At 61.4% G+C, this 16,523-nt stretch carries 16 protein-coding genes; all 16 read left to right on the top strand.

The window, feature by feature from the left end; all coding sequences use genetic code 11:
- Positions 1-1,252 (top strand): VWA domain-containing protein (locus tag BN873_RS10085; RefSeq protein WP_048673451.1); only part of this gene is annotated, 1,252 nt, incomplete at its 5' end.
- A 19-nt stretch (positions 1,253-1,271) separates the two neighbouring features.
- On the top strand, positions 1,272-2,276 hold the full coding sequence (locus BN873_RS10080; RefSeq protein ID WP_048673450.1) for a methyltransferase domain-containing protein: 1,005 nt from the start codon (positions 1,272-1,274) through the stop codon (positions 2,274-2,276).
- Positions 2,277-2,335: 59 nt separating this feature from the next.
- A complete protein-coding gene (gene adh / locus BN873_RS10075) occupies positions 2,336-3,856 on the top strand; it encodes an aldehyde dehydrogenase (protein ID WP_048673449.1) in 1,521 nt (506 codons plus the stop codon).
- Between the two features lie 79 nt (positions 3,857-3,935).
- Complete coding sequence (locus tag BN873_RS10070) at positions 3,936-4,307, top strand: DUF779 domain-containing protein (protein WP_048673448.1); 372 nt, start codon at positions 3,936-3,938, stop codon at positions 4,305-4,307.
- Between the two features lie 43 nt (positions 4,308-4,350).
- Positions 4,351-4,899, top strand: coding sequence for a cysteine hydrolase family protein (locus BN873_RS10065; RefSeq protein WP_048673447.1), 549 nt, complete (start codon positions 4,351-4,353; stop codon positions 4,897-4,899).
- A 39-nt stretch (positions 4,900-4,938) separates the two neighbouring features.
- A complete protein-coding gene (locus BN873_RS10060) occupies positions 4,939-5,214 on the top strand; it encodes a DUF4242 domain-containing protein (RefSeq protein WP_048673446.1) in 276 nt (91 codons plus the stop codon).
- 72 nt (positions 5,215-5,286) lie between these two features.
- A complete protein-coding gene (gene mftC, locus BN873_RS10055; RefSeq protein ID WP_048673445.1) occupies positions 5,287-6,330 on the top strand; it encodes a mycofactocin radical SAM maturase in 1,044 nt (347 codons plus the stop codon).
- Positions 6,327-8,303: an oxidoreductase gene (locus BN873_RS10050; protein ID WP_048673444.1), complete on the top strand. Its 1,977-nt coding sequence runs from the start codon at positions 6,327-6,329 to the stop codon at positions 8,301-8,303. Before mftC ends, BN873_RS10050 begins: the two co-directional genes overlap by 4 nt.
- A 3-nt stretch (positions 8,304-8,306) precedes the next feature.
- Positions 8,307-10,340 (top strand): mycofactocin system FadH/OYE family oxidoreductase 2, encoded by a 2,034-nt coding sequence (locus BN873_RS10045; protein ID WP_048673443.1) that lies wholly within the window; start codon positions 8,307-8,309, stop codon positions 10,338-10,340.
- On the top strand, positions 10,341-11,396 hold the full coding sequence (locus BN873_RS10040; RefSeq protein ID WP_048673442.1) for an electron transfer flavoprotein subunit alpha/FixB family protein: 1,056 nt from the start codon (positions 10,341-10,343) through the stop codon (positions 11,394-11,396).
- Entirely contained in the window at positions 11,393-12,721 is a 1,329-nt protein-coding gene (locus tag BN873_RS10035) for an FAD-dependent oxidoreductase (protein WP_048673441.1), read from the top strand. Before BN873_RS10040 ends, BN873_RS10035 begins: the two co-directional genes overlap by 4 nt.
- Complete coding sequence (locus BN873_RS10030) at positions 12,715-13,002, top strand: ferredoxin family protein (RefSeq protein WP_048673440.1); 288 nt, start codon at positions 12,715-12,717, stop codon at positions 13,000-13,002. The genes BN873_RS10035 and BN873_RS10030 overlap by 7 nt, the downstream gene beginning before the upstream one ends.
- A 32-nt stretch (positions 13,003-13,034) precedes the next feature.
- Positions 13,035-13,907 (top strand): electron transfer flavoprotein subunit beta/FixA family protein, encoded by an 873-nt coding sequence (locus tag BN873_RS10025; RefSeq protein ID WP_048673439.1) that lies wholly within the window; start codon positions 13,035-13,037, stop codon positions 13,905-13,907.
- The gene (locus BN873_RS10020; protein WP_048673438.1) at positions 13,904-14,662 is read left to right on the top strand and encodes a creatininase family protein; all 759 of its coding nucleotides are present in this window, start codon (positions 13,904-13,906) and stop codon (positions 14,660-14,662) included. Before BN873_RS10025 ends, BN873_RS10020 begins: the two co-directional genes overlap by 4 nt.
- Entirely contained in the window at positions 14,635-16,182 is a 1,548-nt protein-coding gene (gene mftF / locus BN873_RS10015; RefSeq protein WP_082161208.1) for a mycofactocin biosynthesis glycosyltransferase MftF, read from the top strand. The genes BN873_RS10020 and mftF overlap by 28 nt, the downstream gene beginning before the upstream one ends.
- Positions 16,183-16,265: 83 nt before the next feature.
- Positions 16,266-16,460, top strand: a complete 195-nt coding sequence (mftA, locus tag BN873_RS21335) for a mycofactocin precursor MftA (RefSeq protein ID WP_048673436.1) — start codon at positions 16,266-16,268, stop codon at positions 16,458-16,460.
- The last annotated feature ends 63 nt before the right edge of the window (positions 16,461-16,523 follow it).

The raw sequence follows: 16,523 nt of genomic DNA, 5'->3' as shown, positions 1-16,523 counted from the left end.
GCTGGAGCCGCCGGTCGCCGTCGCCGAACCGCAAGCGGCCAGCGGCCCGCCCGACGGCGGCAACGCCCACGAAGACGCCCTGAATCTGCGGGACTATTTCGCTGATGACCAGATGGCGACCCATTTCCGTTCGAACCAGGACCCGGACGATTTCTGTCTGGCCGAGTTCGGCCAGAACCTGCTGTTGAGCCGCAACCGCGAACTGCTGGATCAGGTGCTGCAAAACGCCGCGCAGGTGTTGAAGGCGCGGCGCATGAAACACGCCGGGCGGGCTGGGGAATTGAATTTCGACCAGGCCATCGCCGCGCTGGACGCGGAGGTGCTCAGCGACGCCGTGACCGAATTGCTGGACGAGCTTACCGATCTTGACGTGGACGAGGCGTTGCTCCAACGCTTGGCCGGCCGGCTGAACGGCAGCATCGCCCATCTGCCGGAGTTATTGAAGCGCGCCCTAGAGCGGCAACTGGCGCTGCAACCGCCGCCGAAGGTTCCCGCCGCGCCGCGCCGGCCGACGCCCAACTACCGGTTTTCGGAGCAGGAGCGCCTGGAAATGGCCGAGATCGTGCGGCGGCTGTGCCGGCGGATGCGCGGGGCGCGATCCTACCGCCGCCACATCAGCCCGCGCGGTCGGATCAGCGTGCCGCTCACCCTGCGCCGCAACCTGAAATACGAGGGCATCCCGTTTCAGCCGGTCATGACCCGTTACCGCGACGAAAAGCCCCGGCTGGCGGTGATTTGCGATGTTAGCCTGTCAGTGCGCAACACCGCGCGGTTCATGCTGCACCTGGTCTACAACCTGCAAAGCCTGTTCGATCAGGTGCGCAGCTTCGCCTTCGTCAGCGATCTGGTCGAGATCAGCGCGCAGTTCGAGCAGCGTAACATCGACGAGGCGCTGAGCGCGGTGTTCAACGGCGGCCTGCTCGACACCGACGTGGACAGCGATTACGGCCGCGCGCTGGCGACCTTTCACAACCGCTATCTGGCGGCGGTCACGCCGCAAACCACCGTCATCATCCTCGGCGACGGGCGCGGCAACCGCAACCCGCCAAAGGTATGGGCGCTGGAAGGCATCCGCCGCCGCGCCAGGCAACTGCTGTGGCTGTCGCCGGAAGCGCGCGGCAGCTGGACGCTGGGCAGTTGCGACATGGCGCTGTACGAGCCGGTCTGCCATCACACCGAAGTCGTCCGCAACCTGCAACAGCTCGGTCAGGTCACCGAAAAGCTGCTGCGGCGTTCGGTCGGTCGGCCTTGAGCGGGGAGCAGATCATCCGATGATGCTGTCACGCCACCGTCATGCCTTGCTGGTGGAAGGTCTGGAGCAACGCGCCGCGCCGCTGGGAGCCAGCGCCCGCTTTCAACTATACGCCCTGAATTCGACGCCGCCCGCCGATGAGTTCGTCATCGTTCACGATTTTCAACCGAACGAGATCGACAACAACCTCGGCCATCATGTCGTCACCGAATTGTTGCCGCTGCTGACGGCCCACCGCCATCGGATCGACAGCGGTTACAGCGAGCAGGACCTGTTCGAGCGCTCGGTCGGCGATATCGTGCGCTCCATGACCGGCAACGAGGGTTCCGCCTGGCGGCTGTTTTACACCAACACTCTGAACGCGACTCAAGCCAGCGCTGGCTTGACCGAGCCGTCCGGGGCGGCCAACGGCCGAACCAACGACTTCATCGGCCTGTTCGGCGCGATCTATCGTCATGCCCTGGAACTGGTCCGGGCGACGCCGGTCTTGACCTCGCCGCCAACCGTGCTCGATGTGGCGACCTGTTTTGGTTTTTTCCCGCTGCTGTTGGCACGGGTTCGCGCCAGCGGCGAGGCGCTGGGCGAGATCGCCGGCTGTGACTTGAATCCGGCGTTGATGGCTTTTGCCAACGACTTCGTGGCCCACAACCCCGCGCTTGCAGTGCGCTTTGGCGTGGCGAACATTCTGGCTTCGGACATCGAACGGGAACTGGCTCCGCTGCCGGCCCGTTTCGACGTGGTGACCGCCCTGCATCTGTTGGAGCATCTCGACGCTGGGCAAACCGAGGCAGCGTTGGCCAATCTGTGGCGACTCACCGCCCGACGGCTGATCGTGGCCGTACCGCTGGAAGCCGAACCCGACTCGCGTTATGGCCACCGGCAAGTTTTTGATCGTAACCGGCTGCTGGCGCTGGGTCGAACGCTCGCCGGCCGTTCGGCGTATCTGGAGTATCACGGCGGTTGGCTGGTGGTGGACCGGTCTCGTCTCGAAACGAGGCCGGCGCTGTCCCAACCCATCGTCTGAAGAAGAGGGCAAGACGTGAACTCGCCATCGCAAACCACCAAACCGTAGGAGAAACGCTCATGTTGTACGCCTCACCCGGTCAGTCTGGCTCCAAAGTCAGCTTTAAATCCCGCTATCAGAATTTCATCGGCGGCCAGTGGGTTGCGCCGGTGAAAGGCGAATATTTCGAAAACATCAGCCCGGTCACCGGCAAACCCTTCTGCGAAATCCCGCGCTCTAGTGCCGAGGATATCGAAAAGGCGTTAGACGCGGCGCACGCTGCGGCCGATGCCTGGGGCCGCACCTCGGCGGCGGAGCGGGCCAACTGTCTCAACCGCATCGCCGACCGGATGGAACAAAATCTGGAAATGCTGGCGGTGGCCGAAACCTGGGACAACGGCAAGCCGGTGCGCGAGACCATGGCGGCGGACATGCCGCTGGCCATCGACCACTTCCGCTACTTCGCCGGCTGCATCCGCGCCCAGGAAGGCGCGCTGTCGGAGATCGACGACAACACCGTCGCCTACCATTTCCACGAACCGTTGGGGGTGGTCGGCCAGATCATCCCCTGGAATTTCCCGATTCTGATGGCGGTCTGGAAACTGGCCCCGGCGCTGGCCGCCGGTAACTGCGTGGTGCTGAAGCCGGCCGAACAGACCCCCGTCTCCATCCTGGTGCTGCTGGAGCTAATCCAAGACCTGCTGCCGCCCGGCGTGGTCAACGTGGTCAACGGCTTCGGAGTGGAAGCCGGCAAGCCGCTGGCTTCCAACCGCCGCATCGCCAAGATCGCCTTCACCGGTGAAACCACCACCGGCCGGCTGATCATGCAGTACGCCTCGCAAAACCTGATCCCGGTGACGTTGGAACTGGGCGGCAAATCGCCGAATGTGTTCTTCGCCGATGTCTGCGCGCAAGAAGACGACTTCTTCGACAAGGCGTTGGAAGGCTTCACCATGTTCGCGCTCAATCAGGGCGAAGTCTGCACCTGCCCGTCGCGGGCGCTGATCCAGGAACCGATCTACAGCAAGTTCATCGAGCGGGCGATCCAGCGGGTCAAAGCCGTCAAGCAAGGCCATCCGCTTGACACCGACACCATGATCGGCGCGCAAGCCTCGTCCGAACAGATGGAAAAAATCCTGAGCTATCTCGACATCGGCCGACAGGAAGGTGCGGAATGCCTGACCGGGGGCAAACGCACCGAGTTGGGTGGCGAATTGAAAGATGGCTATTACATCCAGCCGACCGTGTTCCTGGGCAACAACAAGATGCGGCTATTCCAGGAAGAAATCTTTGGGCCGGTACTGGCGGTCTCCACCTTCAAGGATGCTGCCGACGCGCTGGCCATCGCCAACGACACCCTCTATGGGCTGGGCGCGGGGGTGTGGAGCCGTGATATGAACACTGCCTACCGGATGGGACGCGGCATCAAGGCCGGCCGGGTCTGGACCAACTGCTATCACCTCTATCCGGCGCACGCCGCCTTCGGCGGTTATAAGCAATCCGGCATCGGACGGGAAAATCACAAGATGATGTTGGATCACTACCAGCAGACCAAGAACCTGCTGGTGAGCTATAACCCCAAGGCGATGGGCTTCTTCTAACCGGCCGTACCTTTCCCTCTCCCTTGACCGGGAGGGGGAATGAACGCGCGTTTCACTCCAACGGCGTGGAGGCTTTGCCATGACCACCATTGCTCGCGTGTTGGCGTCCGATGCGGCCTTGGAACTGATCACCCGACTCAAGGCCAAGCACGGTTCGCTCATGTTCCACCAGTCCGGCGGCTGCTGCGACGGCAGTTCGCCGATGTGCTACCCGGAAGGCGATCTGCTGGTCGGCGACGGCGACGTGTGCTTGGGCGAGATCGGCGGCTGCCCGTTCTACATGAGCGCGCCGCAGTTCGAGTATTGGAAACACACGCAACTGACCATCGACGTGGTACCCGGCCGGGGCGGCATGTTTTCCCTGGAAGGCCCGGAAGGCTTGCGCTTTCTGACCCGCTCCCGGCTGTTCACCGACGATGAATGGAAAATGCTGGAAGCGGAGTCGAACTAGCCGGCGTTCGCCGGCGCCTGAACCAACATCTCAAAGGTTTCCCATGACTACGGCGCTTTTGGTAGTGGATATTCAGAACGATTATTTTCCAGGCGGCACCATGGAACTGGCGGGCGCGGATCAGGCCGGCGCGCGCGCGAACCAGGTGCTTGAGGCCTTTCGGAAGAAGGCGCTGCCGATCTTCCACGTCCAGCACATCGCCATCCATCCGGGGGCAACGTTCTTTTTGCCCGACAGCCCCGGCGCGGACATCCATAAATCCGCGCGGCCCCACGGCGCGGAACCCGTTTTTCGGAAGCACTATCCGAACAGCTTCAGGGAAACGCCCCTGCTGGATCATTTGCGCCGCGACGGGATCGACCGTCTGGCCATCGTCGGCATGATGACCCACGTCTGCATCGACACGACGACGCGCGCCGCCGCCGATTTCGGTTTCGACTGTCGGTTGGTCGGCGATGCGTGCGCGACCAGGGCGCAATCCTTCAACGGCGTGACGGTTTCCGCCGAAAGCGTGCAAGCGGCCTTTCTCGCCTCGCTCGACGGCTGGTTCGCCAAGGTGCTACCGGCCGGCGAGTTATGCGCCGATTTATAGCTCGATAACGATCAAACAAGCTCACCGAAGGAGGATGTTATGCCCAAGTATCTGATCGAACGCGAATTGCCCGGTGCGGGCAAGCTGTCGCCCGCCGATTTGAAAGCCGTCTCGCAGAAATCGTGCAGCGTGCTGCGCGACCTGGGGCCGCAAATCCAGTGGGTGCAAAGCTACGTCACCGACGACAAGATTTATTGCGTGTATATCGCGCCCAACGCCGAGATGGTGAAGCAGCACGCCGAGCAGGGCGGCTTTCCGGCCAACCGGATTTCCGAAATCAAGGCCGGCATTGACCCGACCACCGCCGAAGCCTGACGCACCGTTCCAACCGCCGGCTTCCGTCCGGCGTGCGGACTGTTTTCACCGACGCAGCGGAAACGATCAACCATGAGTTATGAGCTGTTTCGCCGAGGATTGAATGCCCCGATCTGCCTGACCTGGGAGATCACCTACGCCTGTAATTTGCGCTGCGTCCATTGCCTGTCCTCGTCGGGCCATCGCCGCCCCGACGAGCTGTCCACCGCCGAGGCCAAGCGGCTGATCGACGAATGGGCGGCAATGAAAGTGTTCTACATCAACGTCGGCGGCGGCGAGCCGATGAGCCGCAAGGATTTCTTCGAGCTGATGGACTACGCCCTGGTGCGCGGCATCGGTGTCAAATTCAGCACCAACGGCTCGCTGATCGACGAGAAGGCAGCAGCCTGGATCACCGAGCGGGATTATCTGGACGTGCAAATCAGCGTCGATGGCGCGACCGCCGCAACCAACGATCCGGTGCGCGGCGACGGCTCGTTCCAGCGCGCCTTGAACGCCATGACGCTGCTGGCGCGGCGGCATTTTCCTTTCAAGATCAACGCCACCGTGACCCGTCATAACTATTCGCAGCTTGATGATCTGTACGCTCTCGCCCAACAGCACGGGGCCGAATTGCGGCTGACCCGGCTGCGGCCGACCGGTCGCGGTGCCGAGGTCTGGCAAGATCTGCGGCCGAGCCACGAACAGAATCGCGGGCTGTACCAGTGGCTGCTTGATCATCGGGACGTGCTGACCGGTGATTCGTTCTTTCACCTGTCAGCCTACGGTCAACCGCTGGAAGGACTGAACCTGTGCGGCGCTGGGCGCATCGTCTGTTGCGTCGATCCGGTCGGCGAGGTCTATGCCTGTCCGTTCCTGCTGGCCCCGGAATTCGCCGCTGGCAACGTCCGCCAGCCGGGTGGCTTCACCGATCTCTGGCGTAAATCGACTCTGTTCGCCCACCTGCGCGACTGGCAGGTCGGCGGCGGCTGCCAGCACTGTAATGCCTACACCCAATGTCACGGCGGCTGCATCGCAGCCAAGCATTTCACCGGCCGTTCGCTGGATGCGCCCGATCCCGATTGCATCTACCCATCCACCGCTGATCCGGCGACGGCTTGCGACACGCTGCCATGAACCCGCCTTCCGACGCTCGCTTTGAGCCGTTGTTCGCTCCGCTGACGCTGGGCGGCAAAACCGCGTCGAACCGTTTCGTATTTGCCGCCCACCAGACCAATTTCGCCACTCACAATCGCTTGACCGAGCGCCACACTGCCTATTATGAAGCGCGTGCGGCGGGCGGAACGGGTTTGATCGTGCTGGAAGGTAGCGTCGTCCATCCATCGGACTGGCCCTACGAATACGCTGTCTTCGGTTATGACGCCGCTATCGTCGAAGGTTATCGTCAGGTTGCAGGGGCGGTGCATCGACATGGAGCGTTGCTGCTTGCACATTTGACCCATAGTGGGATGCAGGGCAGTAGCCATTACTCGCAGTTGCCGCTGTGGGCGCCGTCGCCAGTGCCGGAAGTCAACAGCCGCGAACTACCCCAGGCGATGGACCTCGAAGACATCGCGGCTGTCATCGAAGGGTTCCGGCAAGCGGCCCGTTACGCCGTTGATGGTGGCCTGGATGGCATCGAGATCAACGCCGGCCAGGATAGCCTGATCCGCCAATTTTTATCGCCGCTCACCAATCAGCGCGGCGATGATTACAACGGTTCATTGGATCATCGGCTGCGCTTTGCCCGCCAAGTGATCGCCGTCGTGCGGGATGAGGTCGGTCGCAACGCCATTGTCGGCCTGCGTCTGGTCGGCGATGAATATGCGCCCTGGGCCGGGATTAAGCCCGAAGATGCCGCCGAAATCGCTCAATGTTTGGTGGCTGATGGACTGCTCGATTTCATTAGCGTCACCAGCGGTAGCATTTACACCGGTCATCTCACCCGTCCCGGCCTGTTTCAACCGCCCGGTTTCGCGGCGCATCTGGCTGCGGGGATCAAGGCGGCGGTGGCGCTGCCGGTATTCGCGCAGGGCAGCATCGTGGACCCGGAGATGGCGGCGACGCTGTTGGTCGAGGGCAAAGCCGACGCGGTGGAAATGACTCGTGCTTTGATCGCCGATCCAGAACTGCCGGCCAAGTTGCGCCAGGGCCGGATCAGCGGTATTCGCCCCTGCCTGCTCGCCAATCAGGACAACATCATCGGCTTGGTGCAGAACCCGCGTTTGAGCTGCGCCAATAATCCCAGCGCCGGTTACGAACAGGAGGCGGAGTTTGCCCCCCTGAAACCAGCACGGGTTCCTCATCGCGTGCTCATCATCGGCGGTGGGCCGGCGGGTCTCGAAGCGGCGCGGGTTGCTGCCCTGCGCGGCCATCGCGTGATCTTGTATGAACGTCATGCGCAACTCGGTGGCGCAATTCGGCTGGCGGCAGCGGCCCCTGGTCGGGAGCGACTGGCCCTGGCTGTGGACTGGCTGGAACGACAAGTCCGCCAGTTGGATGTGGCGATTCATAGTGGCGTCGAGATGACCGCCGAGCAGGTCAGTCAAGAGATGCCCGATGCGGTGATCGTCGCGGTGGGCGGGATGCCCGGTCGCCATGCTGGTATCCGTTGCCACCCGAGCGCGCCAGTGGTCAATCCCCGGCAGGTTATGCGTGGCGAAATACCGGCCGTACCAGGGCGCGCTGTGATTCTCGACACCCTTGGCGATCCAGTTGGCATGGCTGTCGCTGAATGGCTGGTTGAGCGCGGCTGGCAGGTGGAGATCGTCACCAGCGACATGTTCATTGGCCAACGACTGACCGCCTCGTTGGAACTGACCGCCTGGAACCAGCGCGCCGCTGTGCGGGGTATCAAGTTCCGGCCACAGTTCGACGCCCTGGAAATCACCGCCCACAGCGTCATCGGCGCCGATCATTTCGATCACCAGGAAATCCGCCTCGATGCCATTGATCTGGTCGTCGATGTGTCGCCGGAACTGCCCGATGAAACCCTGTACTTTGCTCTTAAAAAGAGCGGCGTGCGGGTGTTGCGGGCCGGTGATTGTGTCGCGCCGCGCTATCTCAGTCACGCCATTTTGGAAGGCTACCGCGCTGGTCGGGAGGTCTAAGCCATGAGCAGCCGTCAACGATTGCTGTTTACCCCTTTCAAGATCGGCAACATTACCGTCAAAAACCGCATCGTGTTCTCGGCGCACCTCACCAACTATGCCGAAGATTTCCTGCCCAGTGAACGGCATCTTTACTATTACCGCGAGCGGGCGCGGGGTGGAGTTGGACTGATCATTACCGAAGAACAGTCCACGCATCCCACCGATCATCCTTACGAAAAGCTCATTCACGCTTTCCATCGCCGGGTCATCCCGCACTACAAACGCATCACCGCAGCGGTTCATGCCGAAGGCGTCCCGATCCTGGCCCAGATTAACCACAATGGCGGGCAAGGCAGCGGCATGTTCACCCGGCTGCCGGCTTGGGCGCCGTCAGCGCTGGCCGATCCGCTGTTCCGCGAAGTGCCCAAGGCGGTGGAACACGAGGATATCCTGGAAATCATCCAAGGTTACGTGCGGGTAGCCGCTTACACTCGTGAGGGTGGTTTCGATGGGGTTGAGCTGCAATGCTCCCATTCCTCTATCGTCCGTCAGTTCCTATCTCGCAACACCAACCATCGCGGTGACGAATACGGCGGCAGTCTGGAAAACCGCGCCCGGTTGCTGCGCGAGATCATCGCCGCGATTCGCAACGAGGTCGGCCGCGATTACGTTATTAGTGTGCGGTTGTGCGGCGACGAACTGATTCGTGAAGGCATCACACTGGATGAAGCGGTAGCGGTCGCCCGATTGCTGGAAAAAGACGGTCTGATTGACTTGATCAACACCAGCATCGGTACCGCGACCCAGACCTTGTACATGATCGAAGCCTCGATGCGGATTCGCCCGGACTATGCCCTGTTTATTCCCTCGGCCATTCGCAAGGCGGTGCGGGTGCCGGTCATCGGGGTCGGCCGCATTAAAGACCCGATTCAGGCGGAGCGTATCTTGACCGAAGGCCATGCTGATTTAATCGGCATCGTGCGCGGCCAGATCGCAGACCCCGAATTCGCCCGCAAGGCGCGGGAAAATCGCACCGACGATATTCGGCTGTGCCTGTCCTGTAATCAGGAATGCGTCGGGCGCATGGGCCTCAATCGCTGGATGGGTTGTATTGAAACGCCGGCGACGGGTCAGGAACGGAAATATGGTGCCGGCACCCTGCCAATCGCCACAACACCGAAACGGGTCGTGGTGATCGGTGGCGGTCCCGCCGGGTTGAAGGCGGCGACGGTCGCCGCACGGCGTGGTCATCGAGTCACGCTGCTGGAAAAAGAAACCCGGCTGGGCGGGCAGGTAGTCTGGGCGGTGCGGGTGGCCGGGCGTGCCGAGTTCGGCGATATCGTCCGCAATTTGCTTCACGAGGTTGAACAACTGGGCGTTGAGGTGAAAACCGGCACCACCGCGACCATGGATTCGGTGCTGGCCGCTAAACCGGAAGCGGTGATCGTGGCGACCGGCTCGGTTCCGCATCGCGCTGCTATTCCCGGCGGTGACGGCCCCGGCGTGGTGGACGTGATCGATATTCTGTCCGGCAAAGTCCAGCCGGGACGAAACGTGCTGATCGTGGATCGGCTGGGTTTTCACGAAGCCACCAGCGTCGCTGAGTATCTGGCGGAACAGGGCTGCGCAGTAGAAGTGGTGACGCCCACTCTGTATGTTGGGCAGGATTTGGGGGTGACGCTCGACCTGGAAAACTGGTATCGCCAGGCCCGGCGACTGGGCATTCGCTGTACACCGAATCATTCGGTACTCAGCATTGATCAGGGGGTGGTGATGGCGTTGCATAACTACAGCGGCCAGATCGTGCATTTCCCCCAAGTCGATACGGTGGTGCTGGCCATTCATCGCCAAGCCGACGACAGCCTGTATCAGGCACTCAAAGCGGATAACGCGCGGGCGAACAGCCTGCTGTCTCAAGTTCGCCAAGTGGACGAAGACCTGTACGCCACATTGAAAGGGAGGGTGCCGACCCTCTATCGGATCGGAGACTGCGTGGCCCCGCGCCGGGCGCACGCCGCGATCATCGAAGGCGAACGGGCCGGGAGAGCCGTCTAAATGGATAAATTCGTGGTGGTCATCGCCGAAACTGAACAGGGTCAGTTGACCCTGCCCAGCTTGGAATGTGTGGAAGAAGGGCGCGACGTCGCCGACCAGTTGGGCGCACAGGTGCACGTCATGCTGTGCGGCAATAAAGTCGCCCCGCTGGCTGAAACGTTGGCAGCGCACGGCGCAGATCGAGTCACGGTGGTGGAGCATGAAGCCTTGGCCCAATTCAGCGCCGATGGCTGGATGCAGGCCCTGGCGCCGGTGTTGCTCCAGGCGCCCCCAGCGCTGTTGCTGGCGCCAGACAGCGGCCAAATTCGCTCCTGGTTACCCCGATTAGCGGTACGTTGGCGTTCACCGCTGGTCGGCTGCTGTATGCGCATTGGCATCATTGGTGACGGTTACCCGGAGATCATGCGCAGCACTCATGGCGGGGCTTGCCAGGAACGACTGACCTGGCCTTATGCCACGTTGGTGTGTGCCATGCTGATTCCGGGAGTGCGCGGGATCGGCACACCCCAGAGCGGACGCATCGCTGAGACTACGGTTCTACGCCCGCAGCTCGACCCCGCTCATTTCCGCGACCGCACCCTGCACACCCTGCCAGCCGATCCACGCACGGTGTCCTTGAACGAGGCCGAACGGATCGTCTCCGGCGGCTTCGGCACCGGCGGCAAGGATGGCATGGCGCTGGTCAAGCAACTGGCTGATCATCTAGGAGCGGCGTTGGGGGGAACCCGGGTCGCGGCGGATCGCGGTTGGCTGGCGGTGGACCGCTACATCGGTTCGACCGGCCAGATCGTCGCTCCGAAACTGTATATGGCGTTTGGCGTTTCCGGTGCCGACCAGCATCTGTCCGGGATAACCGGCAGCGAAATCGTCATCGCCATCAACAACGACCGCACCGCGCCCATCTTGAAGCGGGCCGATTTGGGGGTCGTGGGCGATTTGCATGAAATCTTGCCGATTCTACTCAGCAAATTGCAGGCGCTGGCTAGCACCTCCAATCACAGCGAGCCGACCACACCCACACATTTTGCCGTTGATCCCGTGGAGATAGCTTCATGACCGCGCCCCCCGCCAAAGAACAATTCGATGTCATCATCGTTGGCGCTGGACCTGCGGGTAGCGCTGCCGCTTTACTCAGCGCCCGCGCCGGCCTCAAGGTGATGCTACTAGAACGCGGCGAATATCCCGGCGCTAAAAATGTTTCCGGGGCGGTTTTTTACGGCAGCGCGATCCTCAATGAACTGATTCCCAACTGGTGGGAACACGCGCCGGTGGAGCGCCACATTTGCCGCCGCGATATTGCCTTTATGTCGCCGACCACCTCGGTGGCGCTCGATTTTCATTGCGTCGGCGACGGTTACGGTACAGCGCCTTACAACGGCTTCACGGTGCTGCGACCCAAATTTGATCGCTGGCTGGCGGCGCAGGCCGAGGCGGCAGGCGCTTTCGTGCTGACTTCGGCGGTTGTCGATGATGTGCTGCGGGAAAACGGTCGGATCGTCGGTGTGCGGGTACGCCGCGAACAGGGTGAGATTTACGGCAATGTGGTCATCGCCTGCGACGGGGTTAACTCTTTCCTAGCGAAGAAGGCCGGCTTGCAACGCACATTTCATCCGCACGAACTGTCCTTGGGCGTCAAGGAGGTGGTCGGGCTGGACCCAGCGATTATTCAAGATCGCTTTCGCCTCAACGACAACGATGGGATCGCCTTCGAATACCTGGGCGCGATTACCGAGGACGTTCACGGCGGTGCGTTTCTCTACACTAACCGGGATTCGCTGTCGCTGGGCGTGATCGGCCAAATATCGTCGCTGGTGGAACGACGCAAGCGGCCCTACGAACTGCTGGAACGGTTCAAGGCCCACCCGGCGGTCGCGCCACTCGTGCGTGGCAGCAAACTGCGTGAGTACTCGGCCCATCTGATTCCCGAAAGCGGCTGGGCGATGAAACCCAAACTGTACACCGATGGGATGCTGGTGGCCGGCGATGCCGCCGGGTTTTGTCTGGCCGCCGGACTGTATCTGGAAGGAATGAACTACGCCATGCAATCCGGCTTAGCGGCAGCGGAAACGGCAATTGCTGCCTGTGCGCGCGGTAATTTCTCCGCTCGCACCTTGGCGGCTTATCAAAAGCACCTGAAACAGCGCCATGTCTCCACCGATTTTCGGGCCTATCGTCATGCGCCGTCTTTCGTCAACGGCCCGCGTTTACAAAATCTTTATCCCGAGATGGTCGCCTGCGGTATGGAACAACTCTTCCGAGTGGACGGTGCGCCCAAGCGAAAAATTTTGCCGCTGGCTTACCGGATGGCACGCCAGTTCGAAATGAAGCCGGGGCAGTTATTTCGTGATGCCTATCAGGTAGCGAGGGCCTATCTATGGTAATGACGACCCACGAAGAAAAGATGCGCACGGTGCGATTCCGAGTCGCGGCGACGCCGCATATCGTCTTGAATTCGGAGATCTGCCGCAACCAATGCTCGGTTCATGCCTGCGTCTACGTCTGCCCGGCCAATCTGTTCGTTCCACTCGATGACGGCGGCATTTTGTTCAACTACGAACAATGTTTCGAGTGTGGCACCTGTTATATCGCCTGCAACCAAGAAGGGGCTATTGATTGGTCCTATCCAGATGGCGGTTACGGGGTTACCTTCCGGGAATCCTGAGCATCCTTAAGACCTGATTAAAGGGTTCAGCCATGCGTATCGCCGTTTGTCTCAAATACGTCCCCGATCCCAGCACGATTGAGGTTGATCCGCTGACCGGGATGATTGATGCCGGTCGGGCGCTGTATATGATGAATCCAGCGGATGAAAGTGCGCTCGAACTGGCGCTGCGGCTGCGACCGCCCAGTGGCACAGTGACCGTGTTCAGCGTGGGGCCGGTTGAGGCGGATCACCTGTTGCAGGACGCGCTGGCCGCAGGTGCCGACGCGGCGGTGCGGGTGTGGGACGATTCGCTCAACAACACCAAGCCGATTGTCACCACGATTCTACTGGCGGCGGCATTGCGGGTGCAGCAACTTCCCGACTTGGTGCTGTGCGGCGGACACAGTGTGGATCGCGGCTCAGGGACGGTACCCGCCCTGCTGGCCGAGTATCTGGATTGGCCGGTCGTCACCGATGTCACTCAATTTGAGCTGCAATCCGGGCGAATGCGGGTACAGCGGCGATTGGCGCGCGGGGCACGGGCTGAGGGCGAGGTGACTTTACCGGCTATTCTCGGACTGGAAACCGGACTGGTGCATTTGCGCCAAGCCAGCCTGCCCAACTTGATGCGGGCCAAACACTTGCTGATCACGCGGTATGGGCTGGAGGAGTTGGATTTGTCGCCGCAAGATTTGCATTTTCCAGCCATGACTCTACACGAAGTGATGCCGCCGCGCCCACGGGCGCGCGTGATGTTTACCCCGGATTCTACCAAATCGGCCTCGGAGCGGGTCGCACAGATCATGTCCGCCGGCGTATCCGGCAAGGCGGGAAAAATTTTGGATAGCGGTACGCCGGAACAACAGGCCGATGCCATCCTTACCTTTCTGCTTGAGCAAGGTTTCTTAGAGACGCGGGCATGAAACCCCTGGCTGAATTAACTGAGCCGATGGTGGCGCAAGCCATCGCTGCTGGCGTGAATACGGTGATCTTGCCGCTGGGAGCGACTGAGCAGCACGGTTCACACCTGCCGATGGGCACCGATACCTGGCGGGCGGTGGCGCTGGCTGAGCGGTTAGCGGAACGGCTGCCGGTGCTGGTTGCACCGGTTATACCCATTGGCTGCTCCGATGAACACAGCGGTTTTGCCGGCCTATTAAGTCTGGATGCGGAAACTCTAGCGGCAGTGATCGTGGATTGCGCCCGGCGTATGGTCGCCTGGGGCGTGAGACACTTGATCGTGCTGTCGGCACATGGTGGTAACGGTCATGCGCTGACGCTGGCGGCGGCACGATTGCAACAGGAAGTACCTGCGTTAGCCGTCTGGATACCCGACGCCATGCTGGTCTGTGGCGCTACGGTGCTGGCGATCGCGGAACAGGATGGCATCCCATTATCGGCGCTTGGCTTACACGCGGGGGAAGGCGAAACCTCCGAATTACTGCACCTGTCTCCAGAACAGGTACGAATGGACCTGGCCGTGCCCGGCTATACTGGCGATATGCCTACAGCCCTGATGCAACTGGTGGCGGTAGGAACCCAGGCATTGACGCTGACTGGCGTGGTGGGCGATCCCCGGCAGGCGGATGCAGGCCGGGGCGAGCGGTATCTGGTGGCGCAAACCGCGTGTTATGAAACGGCGCTGAGGCAATGGCTTACTCAAACCAACCCAGTATGAAACAGGCGGTACGGCGGCGCAATGGCGGTGCTGTCGCTTTGGCATCCCTGCCTCATTCACTACCGGCCCAGCCGGCGCGTTATGCCTTGCAACCGGGTCTTGCCGTGCTGGCCGATGCACAGGGGGGCGTGTTGCTCTGTATGCAGCCCCTGATGGCGCTGCGGTTGAATCGGCAGGCTACGAGTCTGCTCAACGCATTGCGGCAACCATGCAGTATGGCCGAACTGGCGGTCAATGTTCCCGGCATGGCGCTGGGTACTATTGAGACCTTTCTGGGTTCGCTAATGCGTCGCCGACTGTTGATCCGGTATCCGGCCACACTGACCGTTTGGCCGAACGTTTCGATCATCATTCCAGCGCATGGTCGCGCCGAGGCCACCCGCCGCTGTGTGCAATCCTTGCTGGCGCTGGATTATCCCGCTGACCGTCGGGAAATTATCGTGGTGGACGATGCGTCCACCCCGCCGCTGATCGAGGTTCTGAACGATTTGCCAATCCGGCTTTTACGCCAAGAACGCAACATTGGGCAGTCGGCAGCGCGCAATCTGGCGGCAGCAATGGCCAGCGGCACGATCCTGGCGTTTATCGACAATGATTGTGTGGCGGAACCGGGTTGGCTTAGAACGCTGCTACCCTATCTGGATGATCCAGCCGTTGCGGTGGTCGGCGGTCGGGTCATAGCCCATCCAGCGCATGGCGTAGTGGCTGCGTTCGAAGCGGTGCGCTCGCCGCTGGATATGGGCGCGGCGGAAACCGAAGTCATTCCATCGGGAGCGGTTTCTTATTTACCTACCTGCAATCTACTGGTGCGGCGTGATGTCGTGCTGGCCCAAGGCGGCTTTGATGCGGCGCTGCGGGTCGGTGAGGATGTGGATTTCATCTGGCGCACTTTGCGTAGCGGACAACGCGCCTGGTATGTGCCTGCGGGTCGGGTGACGCATGATCATCGGGTGCGTTGGGGTGACTGGCTGCGGCGCCGCGCTGACTACGGCTCATCCGAAGCGGACTTACAACAACGCTACCCCGAAGGTCGGCGGCTGATGCACCTGCCGCGCATCAGCCTGCTGTTACTGCTGAGCGTGGCGCTGACGCCGTGGTTCGGTTTGGCCGGGTTGGGACCGGCAGCGGTCGCGGTGATTCTGTTTGGCGTGGAAATGGTTGCAAAGCAGCGCGAGCTACGTCGGATCGGAGTCACGCTATCCGTCGGTCGGGTTGCGGCTGCGTTGGGCAGGCAGCAGGCAGCCGCTTTATACCACCTCAGCGCCAACACGGTTCGCTATTACAGCCTCCCGCTCCTTGTGATGGGCGCGATACAGCCTTATGGCTTACCGGCAATCCTCTTGTTGCTGATTGCTGCCCCATTGATGGATCACCAGCGGCTGCAATCCCAACTCTCGCCACTCGTTTTTGTCGGTTTGTATGGATTGGAACTGGCTGCGTATCAAGTGGGACTCTGGTGCGGCTGTTGGCAACGACGCACTTTGCAGCCGCTGCTGCCACGCCTGATCTGGCGAAGATAAGCCATCATGCTTCATGTCAATTGCTTTGCCGTTGTCGTATCTCTGTATCCTTGTTCATTGTCAACCTGAAGGAGATCACCCTGATGTTTATTCCTGTTGAACAACTCCCAGCCACCCCTGTTCCCCACCTTCCGCCGGCCCTGGCGACCCCAAAGGTTTCCGCTCTGGCAACCGGCGACTCCGTGCAGCGCACTGAAACACTGGCAGAACTGCCACAGATCGAAGAAGAACTGCTGATCGAGGAGGTCAGCATCGACGGCATGTGCGGCGTCTATTAAGTCCAACCCCGACCGGTCTCCAATGGAGCCGGTCGGCCATACAGTGGTTATGGCGGATCGCCG

It is taken from the genome of Candidatus Competibacter denitrificans Run_A_D11 (genome assembly GCF_001051235.1).
Taxonomy (GTDB): Bacteria; Pseudomonadota; Gammaproteobacteria; order Competibacterales; family Competibacteraceae; genus Competibacter_A; species Competibacter_A denitrificans.
Note: the sequence above shows the minus strand (reverse complement) of the source record. Positions and strands in the feature narration are given on the sequence as shown.